Below are 15875 nucleotides of genomic sequence, written 5' to 3'. Positions count from 1 at the left end.
CTCGTGGGCCGAGATGGTGGAGCAGGTGCTGCTCGTCGCGCCCCTCCGACACCGCCCCGACCACTCCGCACCAGAAGGCCCGGTAGTCGTCGAGCAGCGCATCGAGGGACACCCCGGGGAGGGACGCGACGAGCAGCACCTGCTCCACCATCTCGGCCCACGAGGGAGCGGCCGTGCCGATCTCCCCGAGCCACGCCGCAGCCTCGCGGCGCCCCGCGTCGGTCAACTCGTAGAGCGGCAGCGAGTCCTCCCCGCGCGGAGCAGAGCCCACCAGCCCGGCCTCGACGAGGCGGGTGAGCGTCGAGTAGATCTGCCCGACGTTGATGCGGCCGGCGCGGTCGGTGCGGGCCTCGATCTCGGCATGCAACTGCAGTCCGTACGCCGGCCCGAGCGTCAGCACGGCGAGGATGTTCGACCGAACCGACACCTGCACACCTCCCGAAACCGTGAATGACCTACTGAGTATAGGGTTGCTCGATTCGCCGCCTTGTGATGTGCGCGGCCGGTCGTGCATACTGAGACCAGCACCACCCACAATTGAACACACGTGTCACCGTTCGAGGGCCGTCGGCCCGGGCATCCATTCACAGGTCGTTGGGGAAGACGTACCTCACGAATGGAGAAGAAGATGGTGGCATCAGTCGCACGCGGAGTGATTTACGTTCACTCCGCTCCCCGCGCGCTCTGCCCTCACGTCGAGTGGGCTGCAGGTCGCGCAATTGGTCGTGCCGTGAACTTCAAGTGGATCGAGCAGCCCGTACTCCGCGGCTCGCAACGCGCCGAGTTCTACTGGGAGGGCGCAGCCGGCACCGGCGCGGCCATCGCCTCAGCTCTGCGCGGCTGGGAGCATCTGCGCTACGAGGTCACCGAAGACCCGGCGCCCGGGCGCGACGGTGGCCGGTGGATGCACACGCCCGACCTCGGCATCTACTTCGCGCAGACCGACAGTGCCGGCAACACCGTCATCCCTGAAGACCGGGTGCGCGCCGCCATGGAGTCGGCCGGCACGAACGCGCTCGAACTGCACCGGGAGCTGCGGTTGGCGCTCGGCCAGGCGTGGGACGACGAGCTCGAGCCGTTCCGCTACGCCAGCGACTTCGCCCCGGTGGTCTGGTTGCACTCCGTCGGCTGACGACGGGCAGAACGCAGAAGAGGGGCCGCGACACGGGATGTCGTGGCCCCTCTCCCTACCCGGCTCGAAGCCGGAACTGAATCAGACCGTCTTGAAGGCGGCGACAGCGTTGTGCCCGCCGAAGCCGAACGAGTTGCTGATCGCGACCACATCGCCGGCCGGCAGTGCCCGCGGCGACGTCACAACGTCGAGGTGGATCTCCGGATCCTGCTCCGACAGGTTGATCGTCGGCGGTGCAATCCGCTCCTGCAGTGCCTTGATGACGAAGATCGCCTCGATCGCTCCGGCCCCGCCGAGCAGGTGGCCGGTCGACGCCTTGGTCGCCGAGACCGGGATGCCCTCCACGGCCTCGCCGAACACGCGGCGCAGAGCGTTGTACTCGGCGATGTCGCCGACCGGTGTGCTGGTCGCGTGGGCGTTGATGTGGGCGACATCGGAGAGGGCGTAACCGGCGTTCTCGACAGCGGCCTTCATCGCGCGGGCTGCAGCAGACCCCTGGGGGTCGGGAGCGGTGATGTGGTACGCGTCGCTGGTGACGGAACCGCCGAGCAGTTCGGCGTACATCTTCGCTCCCCGGGCGACAGCGTGTTCGTAGGTCTCGAGAACGACGGCTGCGGCCCCTTCGCCGAGCACGAAGCCGTCACGGGAGACGTCGTACGGCCGCGAGGCGGTCGCCGGGTCGTCGAGCCGCTTCGAGAGGGCCTGCATCGCGGCGAAGGAGGCGATGGGGAGCGGGTGGATGCACGCCTCGGAGCCGCCCGCAATGATGACGTCGGCGTTGCCGGCCTGCAGGTGGTCGTAGGCGTTCGCGATCGACTCGGTGCTCGATGCACAGGCGGAGACGTCAGTGCGGCTGAAGGCGCGCGCCCCGATGTCCATGCTGATCGCTGCTGCGGCCCCGTTGGCCATCAGCATCGGCACGGTCATCGGCAGAACGCGGCGCGGGCCGCGCTCTCGCAGCGTGTCCCACGCGTCGAGGAGGGTCCAGAGGCCGCCGATCCCGGTTGCCCAGTCGACACCGAGACGCTCGGGCTCGACCCCGGGGGCACCCGCGTCGGCCCAGGCCTCGCGAGCCGCGGTCAGGGCGAACTGGCTGTTGGGGTCGAGGCGCTTCGTCTCCTGGCGTGAGAGAACGTCGACCGACGGCACTTTGATCTGGGCGGCCATCGTGATGGGCACCTGCCACTTCTCAACCCAGTCCTGTTCGAGCGTTCGGTTGCCGGATGCGCCACCCAGAAGGGCCTGCCAGCTCTCCTCGGCCGTTCCGCCGAGGGGAGAGGTCGCACCGATGCCGGTGACGACGATTCGTTTGCTCATGTGAGGACTTCCTGTGGATCAGAGGCGGTGGATCGGGTGGTGCGGGGCGGCACGGAGACCGGGGGCGAGCAGGTCGACCCCGGTCATCCGCAACCTAGCCCTGGGCGTTGGCGATGAAGGTGACGGCGTCGCCGACGGTCTTCAGGTTCTTGACTTCTTCGTCGGGGATCTTGACGTCGAACTTCTCTTCGGCGTTGACGACGATGGTCATCATCGAGATGGAGTCGATGTCGAGGTCGTCGGTGAACGACTTGTCGAGCTCCACCGTGTCAGCCGCGATGCCGGTTTCGTCGTTGATGAGCTCGGCGAGGCCGGCGAGAACTTCTTCGGTGGACAATGCCATTGTTTTTTCTCCTTGGGTGGTGCCCCGAGAGGGCTGGTGTTGGTCTCTCTGGTGAGGCGGTGTCGTTTGAGGCGACATTCAGTTTAGGTGAGAGCGGGGCCGTTCCCCGGTAGTACGACGACCTGCGCGCCGAAAACAAGCCCGGCGCCGAAGCCGATCTGCAGGCAGAGGCCGCCAGCGGCTTCCGGATGCTCGGAGAGCAGTCGATGCGTCGCCAGCGGAATCGACGCCGCCGACGTGTTGCCGGTCGTGGCGATGTCCCGCCCGATCAGAACGGTCTCGGGCAGCTTCAGCACCTTCGCGAACTCGTCGACGATGCGCATGTTGGCCTGGTGCGGCACGAAGGCGGTCAGGTCGTCGACGGTGATGCCCGCGGCATCCAGAGCCTGCTGCGCCACCTTGGCCATCTCCCAGACGGCCCAGCGGAAGACGGTCTGACCCTCCTGGCGCATGGTCGGCCACTCGTTCTCGCCGGCGCGGAACCCCGTGTAGGTGCCGTTCATGCCGACCGCATCCCACTTGGAGCCGTCTGACCCGAGGATGGACTTCGAGATGCCGGGGAAGTCGCTCGGCCCCACGACGGCGGCTCCGGCACCGTCACCGAGCAGGAACGAGATCGAACGGTCGGTCGGGCTGACGAAGTCCGACAGCTTCTCGGCTCCGATCACGAGAACGTATTCGGCGACACCGGCCCGCACCAGCGAGTCGGCCTGCGCGATCGCGTAGGCATACCCGGCGCACGCGGCTTCGATGTCGTAGGCGGCGGCGGTGCGTGCCCCCACCCGTTCGGCGACGAGCGTCGAGACGGATGGGGTGACGACCGGGTTGCTGATGGTCGCGACGATGACGGCGCCGATCTGCTCGGCGGGAACGCCCGACTTCTCGATCGCTTCACGGCCGGCCTCGACGGCGAGGTCGACAGCCGTCACCTCCTTGGGCGCACGCCGGCGTTCGATGATGCCGGTGCGCTTCTGGATCCATTCGTCCGAGCTGTCGATCGCCTCGATCAGCTCGTCGTTCGGAACGACGAGATCGCCGCGGGCCGCACCCAGGGCGTAGATGCGGGTGAACTCATGGCCGACGGACTGCTGCAGTCTGGGCTGGGTCATGACGCGGCCAGCATCTCGTAGGCGGCGGGCAGATCGTCAGGGGTCTTGATCGCCACAGACGGAATGCCCTTCAGCCCGCGCTTGGCGAGCCCGACGAGCGCACCCGCGGGCGCGACCTCGATGATGCCGGTGATGCCGGCGTCGAGGAACGACGCCATGGTGCGGTCCCAGCGCACGGGGGAGGAGACCTGGCCCACGAGCAGGTCGAGGAACGCGTCGCCGGTGTCGACGACACCGCCGTCACGATTCGTCCAGATGGTGAGCGTCGGATGCTCGGGGGTGAGTGTCGAGGCAACCTCGGTGAGGTGCTCCACCGCCGGCTGCATGTAGCGGGTATGGAACGCTCCGGCGACCTGCAGTGGAATGACGCGGGCACCTCGCGGGGCGACCGCGGGGAGCTCGGCGAGCCTGTCGAGTGCGCCGGCGACGACGATCTGGCCGCCACCGTTGAAGTTCGCGGGCTGCAGGTCGAGGCCGTCGAGCGCTGCGATCAGCTCGTCTTCGTCGCCGCCGACGACGGCGCTCATACCGGTCGGGGTGAGTGCGGCGGCGTCTGCCATCGCGCTGCCGCGTTCCCGCACGAACGTCATCGCGTCGTTCTCGCTCAGGATGCCCGCCGCCTGCGCGGCGGTGATCTCGCCCACCGAGTGGCCGGCGACCCCGCCGACCCTCGCCCGGCGGCCGTCTGCGAGCAGGGCGCCGAGTGCGACCAGCCCCGCAGCCACGATCAGCGGCTGGGCGATACGGGTGTCACGGATGGTGTCGGCATCGCTCTCGGTGCCGTGCTTCAGCAGGTCGAGGCCTGCGAGCTCGGAGAGGGCGCCGAGATGCTCGGCGAACGCGGGTTCCGACACCCAGGGGGCGAGGAAGCCGGGTGTCTGGGAGCCCTGGCCGGGGCAGACGATCACGATCATGTTGTTCAGTCTTTCAAGGATTGGCGAGATGGCGGTGTGGAAAAGCTATCGAAGATTCAAGGAAAGCCTGTCAGAACCCTCCGACACAGGCGGAAGGGGCCCGCCAGAATCGGTGTCGGGGTCTGAGTCAGCGCCTGCGGGCGGAGGGGTCGGGCTCGTTCATCGAGCCGAGGATGAGGGCGGACTGCAGAATGAGCGCCTCACGGGCACCCGTCGCATCCCAGCCGATCACCTGGGAGACCCGCTTCAGGCGGTAGCGCACGGTATTGGGGTGCACGAACAACTCGCGGGCGGTGCCTTCGAGCGAACGGCCGTTGTCGAGGTAGCACCAGAGGGTGGTCATCAGTTCGGGGCTCTGATCCTGCAGCGGCTTGTAGACGCGGTTGACGAGGGTCGAGCGGGCGAGCGGGTCGCCCGCGAGAGCGCGCTCGGGCAGCAGATCGTCGGCGTAGACCGGGCGCGGGGCGTTCCGCCACGACTTCGCGACCGCGAAGCCGGCGAGGGCCGCCTTTGCGCTCCGGGATGCATCGACGAGGCTGGCGACTTCGTGGCCGAGAACGAGGTGGCCGGGGCCGAAGCCCGGCTCCAGCGCCTTGGCGATGTCCATGAACGAAAGGGTGGGCAGGGGAGCGGCGCCCGGAAGCGGTTCGTCGGCCGCTCCCACCGCGGGCTGCGATCGGCCGATGACGAGCACGAGTCGACCGCCCTGTACGCCGATCAGCACGTCGGCCGAAAGGTGGCGGGCCGTGCGGCGCAACTGGTCGACGTCGAGCATCCGCGGCGTGGTGCCGACGAGCACGCTGACGGCGCCGTGGCCGTGCCAGCCGAGGGCGGCGATGCGGCTCGGCAGTTCGTCGTCGTACTCCCCGGAGAGGATGGAGTCGACGACGAGAGCTTCGAGCCGGGCATCCCAGAGGCCGCGTGCCTCCGCGGCGCGGGCGTAGACGTCGGCCGACGCGAAGGCGATCTCGCGCGAGTAGAGCAGGATGGCCTCGCGAAGGGACTGGTCGCCGTTCGCGATGCGCTCCTCGACCACCTCGACGACGACCCGGATCAGCTGGAGCGTCTGCTGCAGGCTGACCGAGCGGAGGAGTTCCCGCGGGGCCGAACCGAACACGTCGGAGGCGATCCAGGTTGTCGTCGTCGGGTCGTCGTACCAGGTGATGAACGACTTGATGCCCGCCTGGGCGACCAGCCCGACGGCCGAGCGCCTCCCCGGCGGCATGTCGCCGTACCAGGGAAGCGTCTCGTCGAGCTTCTTGATTGTCGCCGTCGACAGCTCGCCCGACACCGTTCGGAGCCAGGCGAGCGTCTGTTCTTTAGTGCGGGCCATCAGCCCGCGCCCTCGTGATGCCGATCACTCCGGTGCGGCTCAGCTCTCGCCGCCCGCTGAGCCCGAGGTGCCGGCGGTCACATCGTGCAGCTTGTACTTGTCGATCGCCCACTGCGGGGCGTTCGGGTCGACCTCGTTGCGAGCGGCCAGCTGTTCGAGAACACGCACGACGACCGACGGGCCGTCGATCTTGAAGAACCGGCGGGCGGCGGGGCGGGTGTCGCTGAAGCCGAAGTCGTCGGCGCCCAGCGTCGCGAAGTCGCCGGGCACGAACTGCCGGATCTGGTCGGGAACCGCGTGCATGTAGTCGCTCACGGCGACGAACGGGCCCTGGGCCCCCGACAGCTTGTCGGTCAGGTAGGGCACGTGCGGCTGCTCGCTCGGGTTCAGGAAGTTGTGCTCCTCGGCCTTCAAACCGTCGCGGCGGAGCTCGGTCCAGCTGGTCACCGACCAGACGTCGGCCGACACGCCCCAGTCGTCGGCGAGCAGCTGCTGGGCCTCGAGGGCCCACGGCACGCCGACGCCCGAAGCGAGCACGTTGGCCTTCGGGCCGTCGACCCACCCTGACTTCAGGTGGTGGATGCCCTTCACGATGCCCTCGACGTCGACGTTCTCCGGCTCGGCCGGCATGACCATCGGCTCGTTGTAGAGCGTCAGGTAGTACATGACGTTCGGGTCGGTGTGGGTTCCGCCGTACATCCGCTCGAGGCCGGAGCGCACGATGTGCCCGATCTCGTAACCGTACGCGGGATCGTACGAGACGACCGCCGGGTTGGTCGAGGCGAGGAGGTGGCTGTGGCCGTCGGCGTGCTGCAGGCCCTCGCCGGTGAGCGTGGTGCGACCGGCCGTGGCGCCCATGATGAACCCGCGGGTCATCTGGTCGCCGGCAGCCCAGAGGGCGTCGCCGGTGCGCTGGAACCCGAACATCGAGTAGAAGACGTAGACCGGGATGAGCGGCTCGCCCTGCGTCGAGTACGAGGTTCCCGCCGCGGTGAATGCAGCGAGGGCGCCGGCCTCGTTGATGCCGACGTGCACGATCTGGCCCTGGGGGCTCTCCTTGTAGGCGAGCAGCAGGTCGCGGTCGACGCTGGTGTAGTGCTGGCCGTTCGGGTTGTAGATCTTCGCGCTCGGGAAGAACGCATCCATTCCGAAGGTGCGGGCCTCGTCGGGGATGACCGGAACCACCCGGTTGCCGAAGTCCTTCGAACGGGTCATCTCCTTCAGCAGGCGCACGAAGGCCATGGTGGTGGCGATCTCCTGCGTTCCGGATCCCTTCTTCATGATCGCGTAGGCCGAGTCGTCGGGCAGCGTGATCGCGGTGTGCTTCGTGCGGCGCTCCGGCACGTAGCCGCCGAGCGCGCGGCGGCGTTCGTGCATGTATTCGATGGCCTCGTCGCCCTCACCCGGGTTGTAGTACGGGGGAAGGTAGGGGTTCTCCTCGAGGCGGGCGTTCGTGATCGGGATGTGCATCTCGTCGCGGAACTGCTTGAGGTTGTCGAGCGTCATCTTCTTCATCTGGTGGGTCGCGTTGCGGCCCTCGAAGCTCTTGCCGAGGCCATAGCCCTTGATGGTGTGGGCGAGGATGACGGTCGGCTGGCCCTTGTGCTCGCTGGCCGCCTTGAACGCCGCGTACACCTTGCGGTAGTCGTGGCCGCCGCGCTTCAGGCCCCAGACCTGGTCGTCGCTGTAGTTCTCGACGAGCTTCAGCGCGCGCGGGTCGCGCCCGAAGAAGTTCTCGCGAACGTAGGCGCCGTCTTCGGTCTTGTACGTCTGGAAGTCGCCATCCGGAGTCTGGTTCATGAGGTTCAGCAGGGCGCCGTCGGTGTCGTTCGCCAGCAGCGAGTCCCACTCGCGGCCCCAGATGACCTTGATGACGTTCCAGCCGGCACCGCGGAAGAAGCTCTCGAGCTCCTGGATGATCTTGCCGTTGCCGCGCACAGGCCCGTCGAGGCGCTGCAGGTTGCAGTTGATGACGAAGTTCAGGTTGTCGAGGCCCTCGTTGGCCGCCACCTGCAACTGGCCGCGGCTCTCGACCTCATCCATCTCGCCGTCGCCGAGGAACGCCCAGACCTGCTGGTCGCTCGCGTCTTTGATGCCGCGGTTGGTGAGGTACTTGTTGGCCTGCGCCTGGTAGATGGCGTTGATCGGGCCGATGCCCATGGAGACCGTGGGGAACTGCCAGAACTCGGGCATGAGCCGCGGGTGCGGGTAGGAGCTGAGGCCTCCGCCCGGGTGCGACTTCTCCTGGCGGAAGCCGTCGAGCTTGTGCTCGTCGAGCCGGCCCTCGAGGAAGGCGCGGGCGTAGGTGCCGGGCGAGGCGTGGCCCTGCACGAAGATCTGGTCGCCGCCGCCGGGGTGGTCCTGGCCGCGGAAGAAGTGGTTGAAGCCGACTTCGTAGAGGCTCGCGCTCGAGGCGTAGGTCGAGATGTGGCCACCGACGGCGATGCCGGGGCGCTGGGCGCGGTGCACGAGCATCGCGGCGTTCCACCTGATCCACGCGCGGTACCGGCGCTCGATGTCTTCGTTGCCGGGGAACTCAGGCTCGTTCTCGGGGGCGATCGTGTTGATGTAGTCGGTGGTTGGAACCATCGGAACCCCGAGGTGGAGCTCCTTGCTCCGCTTCAGCAGGCTGAGCATGATCTCCCGTGCGCGACCGTGGCCACGCGCAGCGACCAGGGCATCAAGGGATTCAGACCATTCGGCGGTTTCGTCGGGATCGGCATCGATGTTCGTGACCGAATAGGGGTCTTGATCGTTGACAGTCAACGTCAACCTCTCTCTTCTGGGTTGTAGAGATCATTCATGGGCAGCGGCTCCGGTTCACGGAATCCACACCACCGACAAGCCTAGTGAATCACGACCGGCAGACACGCCCTCGGGCGGGGTTGCGAGGGGATTGCAGGCGGATTGGAGGAATAGACTGGAGGCTTGGGTCTGGCGGGCAAGGTACCCGCCACCGGAAGGATCGCCGTCATGGCACTCGAAAACGACACATTCGCCCCCGACTTCGAACTGTCGAACCAGTTCGGCGAGAAGGTGCGGCTGAGCCAGTTCCGGGGCATCAAGCCCGTCGTTCTCGTCTTCTTCCCCCTGGCCTACTCGGGCGTCTGCACCAGCGAGCTGTGCACGCTCGAAGACAACATCGGCATGTTCCGCGACAACAGCGTCGAGCTGCTCGGCATCTCGGTCGACTCGAAGTCGGCCCTCCGCGCCTGGAGCGAGGAGAAGGGTTTCGACTTCAACCTGCTCGCCGACTTCTGGCCGCACGGCGAGGTCGCGAAGGAGTACGGCGTCTTCCTCGACGGCAAGGGTTTCTCGAACCGCGCGACGTTCGTCATCGACACGCGCGGCATCATCCGCGCCTCCTTCATCACCGCGCCGGGCGAGGCCCGTTCGATCGAGGCCTACCGGGCGGCGCTCGACGAGCTCGAACCGGCCTCCGTGTAGTCTTTTCGCACCAGGGCCTTTAGCTCAGCTGGTAGAGCGCCACGTTTACACCGTGGATGTCATCGGTTCGATCCCGGTAGGGCCCACCTTGCTCGTCCATCTCCCCTTGTAGGTGCTTCAACACTCGAAGAGAGATACGCCCATGACTCCTGAATCGAACCCTGAGAACGACGCTCTGACCACTCGGCGGGCATTCAGTCGCCGGGGCATCCTCAAAGCCGCCGCGGCCACCGCCGGGGTGGCCGCCGTGGCACTGCCCGCGTCGAGTGCGGAGGCCGCGACGGTGGTCGGTGATCTCTCTCGCGTCTACTACCCAGAGCAGTTCGGCTTCAAAGCGGGTGATGCAGACCACACGGTGGCAATGAATGCCTTCTTCCTGGCGCTGATGAAGACAGGCGGGCACGGCTACCTTCCGCCCGGCGACATCCGGGTGCGGAGCATCGGGTTGGACTACGACAACGCCGCCATCGCAAAGCAGGTCGGGTCGGGTGTGCCCTACGGCTTTCCCGAGGTGGTCCTCGAGGGATATGGCCGGGGGGTCACCCGAATCCGGCAGATCTCCGGTGCCACCGGCGATGTCTTCGTCGTGAAAGGCAAGACCAGCACCAACACCGGCCCTGGCGCGAACAACAAGGCCAGAGTCACGCTTAAGAACTTCAGCATCTTCGGCACGCCGTCGGGTCGCCACGGGCTCTACACCCGTTCTCTGATGCACAGCCGCTTCATCGATCTCGAGATCTCGGGGGCAGGGAAGGCAGGCTTCCTCGCCGCAAGGGCCGTCTTCACCGTCGCGAACGACGAGTACTACTATGCGAACGTGATCGACGGACTGCGCATCATCAACGCAGCGACGTGGGGGTTCGACTGCGATGGGATCAACGCGATCGACGTGGTGATGCGGGACACCGAGATCATCAACTGCGTCTCGGGCGGGGTGCGCATCGCTCCGACGAACGCTCGCTTCGACAACGTTCGCATCATTGGTTGTGGGCAAGGCAACAAGGCCGGCCGGGGATTCCTGGCCATCCCGACCAGCAATACGGCATCGAGCGTCTCCGAGCTGAACATCAACGGCCTCCGGCTCGAAGGCAACTCAGCACTGGGTGGTTACCAGCTCGAGCTGGGCGGCGGTGTCGGGGCGACTGTCAACGGCTACAACATCATCACCTCGGGAGACAAGGGTGCGCACGGCATCGGCGTAGGGGTCACGCAGCTGGGCGGAACGAAAACCGCGCGCAACTCGCTCATCGGCCGAGGCACGATGTTCATGGGGCAGAACCTCTATCCCTCCCAGAAGGCGGTGGTCGTCGGTCCCGACGCCATCGATACGCGGGTGGAGCGTGTGGCATTGCCGAACGATTCCTCTGCGAGCTACGACACGGTGGTCGCGAACAGCGGCATCCGAACGGTGGACGACTTCGGCACCGCGGTGAAGACGGTCGCCTGGCCCTCGTAATTCTCGCTCGAACGAGGGAGGTCAGCCCGCGCTCAGCGCCGACTGCCGTCGAGCGCCCGCAGGGCCCGTTCGAGCGGCCCGTGGCCGAGAGTCAGTCGCCACGCCGTCGCGAACAGCAGGCTGGCGAGCGTCAGCACCACCCAGACGAGCTGGTTCTTCACGGGCTGGCTGGGGTCGAGCCAGTACCGGTACGACAGGGCGAGCACGTGGCCGGTGTAGATCGTGAGCGGCATCATCCCCACCGAGGCGAGCGGGTACAGGATGCCGCGGACCATCCTGCTCGCAGAGGCGAGGCACAGGGCGCCGACGATCGCGGCCGCGACTCCGACCGCTGAGAGGTGCAGCACCACCTCGGCGGGGTAGGACTCCGGGGTGAGGGCGAACTTTTGCACGAGCTGGCCGAGCACGCCGACGATGAGCCCGCCGCCGAGCATCCAGAGCTGCGTGCGTCGACGCGTGATGTCGAAACGGGCCAACACGTACCCTGCCGCGAGGAAGGCGATCCAGATCAGCAGAGGGTAGCTGCCGTTGACGAACCAGTCGAGTGGCTGCGTGAAGAGGCTACCGTTCAGTCGGAGGCGTGCGTCCCAGCCCTCGCTGCCGAGTTGCAGGGCGACACCAATGGGAAGAGCAACGACGGCGCCGCCCACCAGCCAGCGGGTCGGCACCCTCAGCAACGGCAGAAAGAAGAGGAAGAGCAGCCCCCAGGTGTCGAGCACGATCGAGACGCCGCTGTACATGGTCTGGAGAAAGAGGCCGAGGGCGACGAGACCGACGCCGCGCACCGCCACCGTCTGCCGGATGCGACGGCTGTCGAAGCCGGGCCGGCCCGCGAGGCTCTGCACGAACAGGGCGAGGGAGATGCCGCCGACGACGGCGAAGAGGGTGCGCGGGCGTTCTCCGCCGGCGAGGTTCGTGAGCACCGTCGAGAAGAGCCCGGGGGAGTCGGGCCAGGTGTGCGCGACGAACATGCCGAGAACGGCGATGCCGCGCGCGATGTCGAGCCCCACGAGGCGCCCGGTTGGGCGGGAGCGCGAGACCCGCCGACGGCCGTGTGGTCGTCTGGTCGCTGCCCGGATGCCCCCATCGCTCATGCGACGATGCTACCGGCGGGTTCTCTGGCGTGCCGGACATGTCGGTGGTGTGCGCGAGACTGAGGGCATGTACGAACTGCTCGACACGCTGCGGCGTGACCCCGACATCGAGGCGCCGAACCTGTTCGCGAGCGACACGGCCGACCGGTTGGTGCTCGACGAGGCGGCCGGCGCGCTGTCGGCAGCGGGGCCCGGCGAGGTGGTGGTGATCGGCGACCGGTATGGGGCGCTGACGCTCGGCGCGGCCGACGCGTACGCGCTGTCGGGCATCCGAAGCCACCAAGACAGGCTGGTGGGCGAGATCGCCCTCGCGCAGAATGCCGAACGGGCCGGTCTCTCCGACCGATTCGTGTCGCTCCCGCTCGGCGAAGAACTGCTCACGGGCGCCCGCGTCGTGCTGCTGCAGCTGCCGCGCGGGCTGGTCGAGCTCGACGAGATCGCCGACGCCATAGCGCGCTGGGCCGACCCGGGCGTGGTGCTGTTCGCCGGTGGCCGTATCAAGCACCTCACCCGGGCCATGAACGACACGCTCGCCGTGCACTTCGACGACGTACGGGCGTCGCTGGCCCGGCAGAAGTCGCGGGTGCTGGTCGCGCGTGGTGCCCGGCGACCTGTGGATGCCGTTCCCTACCCTGTGCTGGTGCCGAACGCCGAGCTCGGGCTGGTCGTGGCCGCGCACGGCGGCGCCTTCGCCGGGGCGACGCTCGACATCGGCACCCGCTTCGTGCTGGAGTTCGTCGACCGGGCGGTCGAGACGGTGCAGGGCCTCGGCCCCGATGCGACGGCCATCGACCTCGGCTGCGGAACCGGCATCATCGCCGCCCGGCTGGCCGAGCGGCATCCCGGCCTCCGTGTGCTGGCGACCGACCAGTCCGCGGCGGCCGTCGCGTCGGCGTCGGCGACGATGCGTGCCAACGGTCTCGACGACCGGGTGCGGGTGGTGCGCGACGACGGTCTCTCGAACCAGGCCGACCGATCGGCGGCGCTGATCGTCTGCAATCCTCCGTTCCATGTGGGCAGCGCGGTGCACACGGGGGTGGCGCTGGCGCTGTTCCGTGAGGCGGGCCGGGTGCTTCGGCCGGGGGGCCTGCTGGTCACGGTCTTCAACTCGCACCTCGCCCACCGGAGCGAGCTGCAGCGGCTCGTCGGCTCCTCGGAGGTCTGGGGGCAGAATCCGAAGTTCACGGTGATTGCCTCTATTGCGCCGCCTACTTAGGTATCAGATCACAGCTTATAAATGCTGAATATAAGCGCTAGGATTAAGATATGACGCAGGGAAAGAAGATCGCGGTGATTCTGGACATCGTCGACTCGCGGCAGCTCGCCGACCGGTCGCGGGTTCAGGCCGACCTCGAACGGGCCTTCGCCGTCGTCGATGAACGAACGGCGCCGGTCGAGCCGCTGACCGCGACCGTCGGCGACGAGTTCCAGGCGGTGTACGCGAACCTCACCGACGCGCTCGAGGCCACGCTGCTCGCGCGGCTCGCGATGCCCGATGCCGTCGACTGCCGCTTCGGAATCGGGGCCGGCGACATCCGGCCCGTGGGCACCGGCATGACCGGCATTCTGCAGGACGGTACCGCGTGGTGGGCGGCCCGCGAAGCGATCGACGAGGCGCATCGGCGCGCCGACACCCGCGTGCCGTCGCTGCGCAGCTGGTATCGGTCATCTGCGGGCGATGCTTCTGCGATGGCGACGGTGAACGCCTACCTCCTCTCCCGGGACCATCTCGTGAGCGCTATGGGTGCGCGTGAGCGGCGGCTTGCCCTCGGCACCTGGCTCGGTCGTTCGCAGGCCGCGCTGGCCGCCGAGGAGCAGATCTCGCAGTCCGCCGTGTCGCAGTCGCTGAGGCGGTCGGGGGTGACGGCCCTGCAGGCCGGCATGCAGCAGCTGCGCGACGCGGGTGCGGAGGCGGAGGCGGAAGCGGACGCGGACGCGGGTGCGGGCGCACGAGCTGGTGTGGCTGAGGGTGCGCCGTGCTGACCGCGGTGCTGCTGGCGCTCATCGGGTCTGCCGACCTCTGGCGCAGCTGGGGGAGGGCGCGGGGCACCGTGTTCGTCGTCGTCGGCATCGCGGCCGGGTGGGTCGCGGTGGTGGTGCTCGCAACGACCGGGCTGGGCGTTCCGCTGCAGCTGGTCGCCCTCTGCGTGCTCGCCGCCGGAGCCTGGCTCTGGCTGACCACTCCCGACGAGCACGAGGCCGGTCGCGCCGGTCGCGCGGCGGTCGTGGGGCTGCTCGCGCTGGTCGTGCTCCTCTTCCTCTTCGATCGCACCGCGCTCGGCGCCTCGGGGTACCTCGTCGACGGTCACCGGGGGTCCGCGTCGGCGTTGCTCCGGGAGGCGCCGCTGGCCGCCGTCGCCACGGTGCTCGGGGCGGCCCTGTTCCTCTGCGAGAGCGCCAACATCGTCGTGCGCATTGCCCTGCGCTCCCCGGCGCAGTCGTCCCGCGCCGAGCCCGAGGAGACCGATCTCACCCGGGTCGACCTGAAGGGCGGGCGCCTCATCGGGCCGCTCGAGCGGCTGCTCATCGTGGCCCTCGTGCTGACCGGCTTCCCGCCCATCGTGGCCGCCCTCGTCGCGGCGAAGGGAATCGTGCGTTTCCCGGAGATCGCCGACGACGTGCGAAAGGGCGACGGCCTCTCGGGGACGAAGGCCGAGTACTTCCTCGTCGGCAGTCTGGTCAGCTGGACGGTTGCGGGAGCGGCCGTCGGCCTCATCGCGATATCAGCCCACAGCTGATATTCGGCCCGTATAAGCCAAGCGCTTCACCCCGGCACACCCCGCCTTCCACGGCCACCTCGCTAGGATCGGAACGTGACTTCCACCGAGCCGGCATCCACCGTCGCGAGCGTCAATGCCCTCATCGAGAGCCTCTGGCCGCTCGCCAATGCAGAGGGTTGGGATGCACCGGGGCTGCTGAGCGGCTCGCCCGAAGCGCCGGTGACGAGCATCCATCTCGCCGTCGACGCCGTCGCCGAGACCGTCGACGAGGCCCTGCAGCTCGGTGCCGACCTGCTGCTGGTGCATCATCCGCTCCTCCTCCGCGGCGTGATGACCGTGGCCGAGACCACGTACAAGGGTGCGCTGCTCGCCCGCCTCATCCGCGGCGGCTGCGCGCTGGTCGCGGCCCACACGAATGCCGACATCGTCGAGAACGGGGTCTCCGACGTGATCGCGTCGCGGCTCGGGGTTCTGGATGCCCGGCCCATCGTTCCCGCCTCCGGGCCCTCGGCGGTGCCGGGCACAGGAATCGGCCGGGTCGGGTCGCTCGCCGCACCCGTCGCCCTCGGCCGCCTCGCCCTGGAACTCGCCGAACTGCTCCCGGCCACCGCCACCGGCATCCGGGTCGCGGGCTCCTACGACCGGCCCATCTCCCGCGTGGCGCTCTGCAGTGGGGCGGGCGACTCGCTGTTGCGGGAGCCCGCGGTGCTCGGCGCCGACGTCTACATCACCTCCGACCTCCGGCACCACCCCGCCTCCGAGGCGAAGGAACAGGCCGCGCTCGGCGGAGGCCCCGCCCTCATCGACGTGTCACACTGGGCCAGCGAGTGGTTGTGGCTGGATGTCGCGGCCGCGCAACTGCGAAAGGCGCTGCCCGGCACGACCGTCACGGTCAGCGACCTGCGCACCGACCCGTGGGACTTCGTCGTGACGCAGTAGGCCGGCCCCCGGCATCCAGAACCGGCCCACCCCGGCGCAACACCGCAGCACGGCAGCACCGCAGAATTCCA

Annotated in this window: 15 protein-coding genes and 1 tRNA gene; 8 read left to right on the top strand and 8 right to left on the bottom strand. The window is 68.3% G+C overall.

The window, feature by feature from the left end; translation table 11 throughout:
* A partial coding sequence (locus tag C5B96_RS06660; protein ID WP_158507133.1) for a PadR family transcriptional regulator occupies positions 1-427 on the bottom strand: 427 nt, incomplete at its 3' end.
* A 201-nt stretch (positions 428-628) separates the two neighbouring features.
* Between C5B96_RS06660 and C5B96_RS06655 the strand changes: the two genes are divergently transcribed.
* Complete coding sequence (locus tag C5B96_RS06655) at positions 629-1132, top strand: DUF3145 domain-containing protein (RefSeq protein ID WP_104244197.1); 504 nt, start codon at positions 629-631, stop codon at positions 1130-1132.
* Between the two features lie 81 nt (positions 1133-1213).
* On the opposite strand, the gene C5B96_RS06650 is transcribed toward C5B96_RS06655, so the two are convergent.
* The 6 genes from C5B96_RS06650 to aceE form a co-directional block, all read right to left on the bottom strand.
* On the bottom strand, positions 1214-2449 hold the full coding sequence (locus C5B96_RS06650; RefSeq protein WP_104244191.1) for a beta-ketoacyl synthase: 1236 nt from the start codon (positions 2447-2449) through the stop codon (positions 1214-1216).
* A 94-nt stretch (positions 2450-2543) separates the two neighbouring features.
* Entirely contained in the window at positions 2544-2792 is a 249-nt protein-coding gene (locus C5B96_RS06645) for an acyl carrier protein (protein ID WP_104244189.1), read from the bottom strand.
* A gap of 83 nt (positions 2793-2875) precedes the next feature.
* On the bottom strand, positions 2876-3901 hold the full coding sequence (locus C5B96_RS06640; RefSeq protein WP_104244187.1) for a beta-ketoacyl-ACP synthase III: 1026 nt from the start codon (positions 3899-3901) through the stop codon (positions 2876-2878).
* On the bottom strand, positions 3898-4815 hold the full coding sequence (locus C5B96_RS06635; protein ID WP_104244185.1) for an ACP S-malonyltransferase: 918 nt from the start codon (positions 4813-4815) through the stop codon (positions 3898-3900). Before C5B96_RS06635 ends, C5B96_RS06640 begins: the two co-directional genes overlap by 4 nt.
* Before the next feature lie 127 nt (positions 4816-4942).
* A complete protein-coding gene (locus C5B96_RS06630) occupies positions 4943-6148 on the bottom strand; it encodes a CdaR family transcriptional regulator (protein WP_104244183.1) in 1206 nt (401 codons plus the stop codon).
* A 39-nt stretch (positions 6149-6187) separates the two neighbouring features.
* Positions 6188-8914, bottom strand: coding sequence for a pyruvate dehydrogenase (acetyl-transferring), homodimeric type (gene aceE, locus C5B96_RS06625; RefSeq protein ID WP_104244181.1), 2727 nt, complete (start codon positions 8912-8914; stop codon positions 6188-6190).
* A 207-nt stretch (positions 8915-9121) separates the two neighbouring features.
* On the opposite strand from aceE, the gene C5B96_RS06620 reads away from it, so the two are divergent.
* The 3 genes from C5B96_RS06620 to C5B96_RS06610 all read left to right on the top strand — a co-directional run bounded on the left by C5B96_RS06620 (position 9122) and on the right by C5B96_RS06610 (position 11051).
* Positions 9122-9595, top strand: a complete 474-nt coding sequence (locus C5B96_RS06620; RefSeq protein WP_104244179.1) for a peroxiredoxin — start codon at positions 9122-9124, stop codon at positions 9593-9595.
* A gap of 13 nt (positions 9596-9608) precedes the next feature.
* Positions 9609-9681 (top strand) — tRNA-Val (locus tag C5B96_RS06615).
* Positions 9682-9737: 56 nt separating this feature from the next.
* Positions 9738-11051, top strand: coding sequence for a hypothetical protein (locus C5B96_RS06610; protein ID WP_104244177.1), 1314 nt, complete (start codon positions 9738-9740; stop codon positions 11049-11051).
* Positions 11052-11083: 32 nt separating this feature from the next.
* Here C5B96_RS06610 and C5B96_RS06605 read toward each other — a convergent pair whose 3' ends face one another.
* Entirely contained in the window at positions 11084-12145 is a 1062-nt protein-coding gene (locus tag C5B96_RS06605) for a DUF418 domain-containing protein (RefSeq protein ID WP_104244175.1), read from the bottom strand.
* A gap of 67 nt (positions 12146-12212) precedes the next feature.
* Between C5B96_RS06605 and C5B96_RS06600 the strand changes: the two genes are divergently transcribed.
* The 4 genes from C5B96_RS06600 (at position 12213) to C5B96_RS06585 (ending at position 15804) form a co-directional block, all read left to right on the top strand.
* Positions 12213-13361 (top strand): methyltransferase, encoded by a 1149-nt coding sequence (locus C5B96_RS06600; RefSeq protein ID WP_104244173.1) that lies wholly within the window; start codon positions 12213-12215, stop codon positions 13359-13361.
* A gap of 50 nt (positions 13362-13411) precedes the next feature.
* Positions 13412-14128 carry a SatD family protein gene (locus tag C5B96_RS06595; RefSeq protein ID WP_104244171.1) on the top strand — a complete coding sequence of 239 codons (717 nt, stop codon included), beginning with the start codon at positions 13412-13414 and terminating at the stop codon, positions 14126-14128.
* A complete protein-coding gene (locus C5B96_RS06590; protein WP_233189041.1) occupies positions 14122-14883 on the top strand; it encodes a hypothetical protein in 762 nt (253 codons plus the stop codon). Before C5B96_RS06595 ends, C5B96_RS06590 begins: the two co-directional genes overlap by 7 nt.
* A gap of 75 nt (positions 14884-14958) precedes the next feature.
* Positions 14959-15804 carry a Nif3-like dinuclear metal center hexameric protein gene (locus C5B96_RS06585; RefSeq protein WP_104244169.1) on the top strand — a complete coding sequence of 282 codons (846 nt, stop codon included), beginning with the start codon at positions 14959-14961 and terminating at the stop codon, positions 15802-15804.
* Positions 15805-15875: the final 71 nt, after the last annotated feature.

This window comes from Subtercola sp. Z020 (assembly GCF_002931235.1).
Taxonomy (GTDB): domain Bacteria; phylum Actinomycetota; class Actinomycetes; order Actinomycetales; family Microbacteriaceae; genus Subtercola.
Note: the sequence above shows the minus strand (reverse complement) of the source record. Positions and strands in the feature narration are given on the sequence as shown.

Coding starts and splice junctions, on each gene's coding strand:
- C5B96_RS06630 (WP_104244183.1), bottom strand. CDS start 6,148: ATGGCCCGCACTAAAGAACAGACGCTCGCCTGGCTCCGAACGGTGTCG.
- C5B96_RS06635 (WP_104244185.1), bottom strand. CDS start 4,815: ATGATCGTGATCGTCTGCCCCGGCCAGGGCTCCCAGACACCCGGCTTC.
- C5B96_RS06620 (WP_104244179.1), top strand. CDS start 9,122: ATGGCACTCGAAAACGACACATTCGCCCCCGACTTCGAACTGTCGAAC.
- C5B96_RS06655 (WP_104244197.1), top strand. CDS start 629: ATGGTGGCATCAGTCGCACGCGGAGTGATTTACGTTCACTCCGCTCCC.
- C5B96_RS06650 (WP_104244191.1), bottom strand. CDS start 2,449: ATGAGCAAACGAATCGTCGTCACCGGCATCGGTGCGACCTCTCCCCTC.
- C5B96_RS06600 (WP_104244173.1), top strand. CDS start 12,213: ATGTACGAACTGCTCGACACGCTGCGGCGTGACCCCGACATCGAGGCG.
- C5B96_RS06645 (WP_104244189.1), bottom strand. CDS start 2,792: ATGGCATTGTCCACCGAAGAAGTTCTCGCCGGCCTCGCCGAGCTCATC.
- C5B96_RS06595 (WP_104244171.1), top strand. CDS start 13,412: ATGACGCAGGGAAAGAAGATCGCGGTGATTCTGGACATCGTCGACTCG.
- C5B96_RS06610 (WP_104244177.1), top strand. CDS start 9,738: ATGACTCCTGAATCGAACCCTGAGAACGACGCTCTGACCACTCGGCGG.
- C5B96_RS06640 (WP_104244187.1), bottom strand. CDS start 3,901: ATGACCCAGCCCAGACTGCAGCAGTCCGTCGGCCATGAGTTCACCCGC.
- C5B96_RS06605 (WP_104244175.1), bottom strand. CDS start 12,145: ATGAGCGATGGGGGCATCCGGGCAGCGACCAGACGACCACACGGCCGT.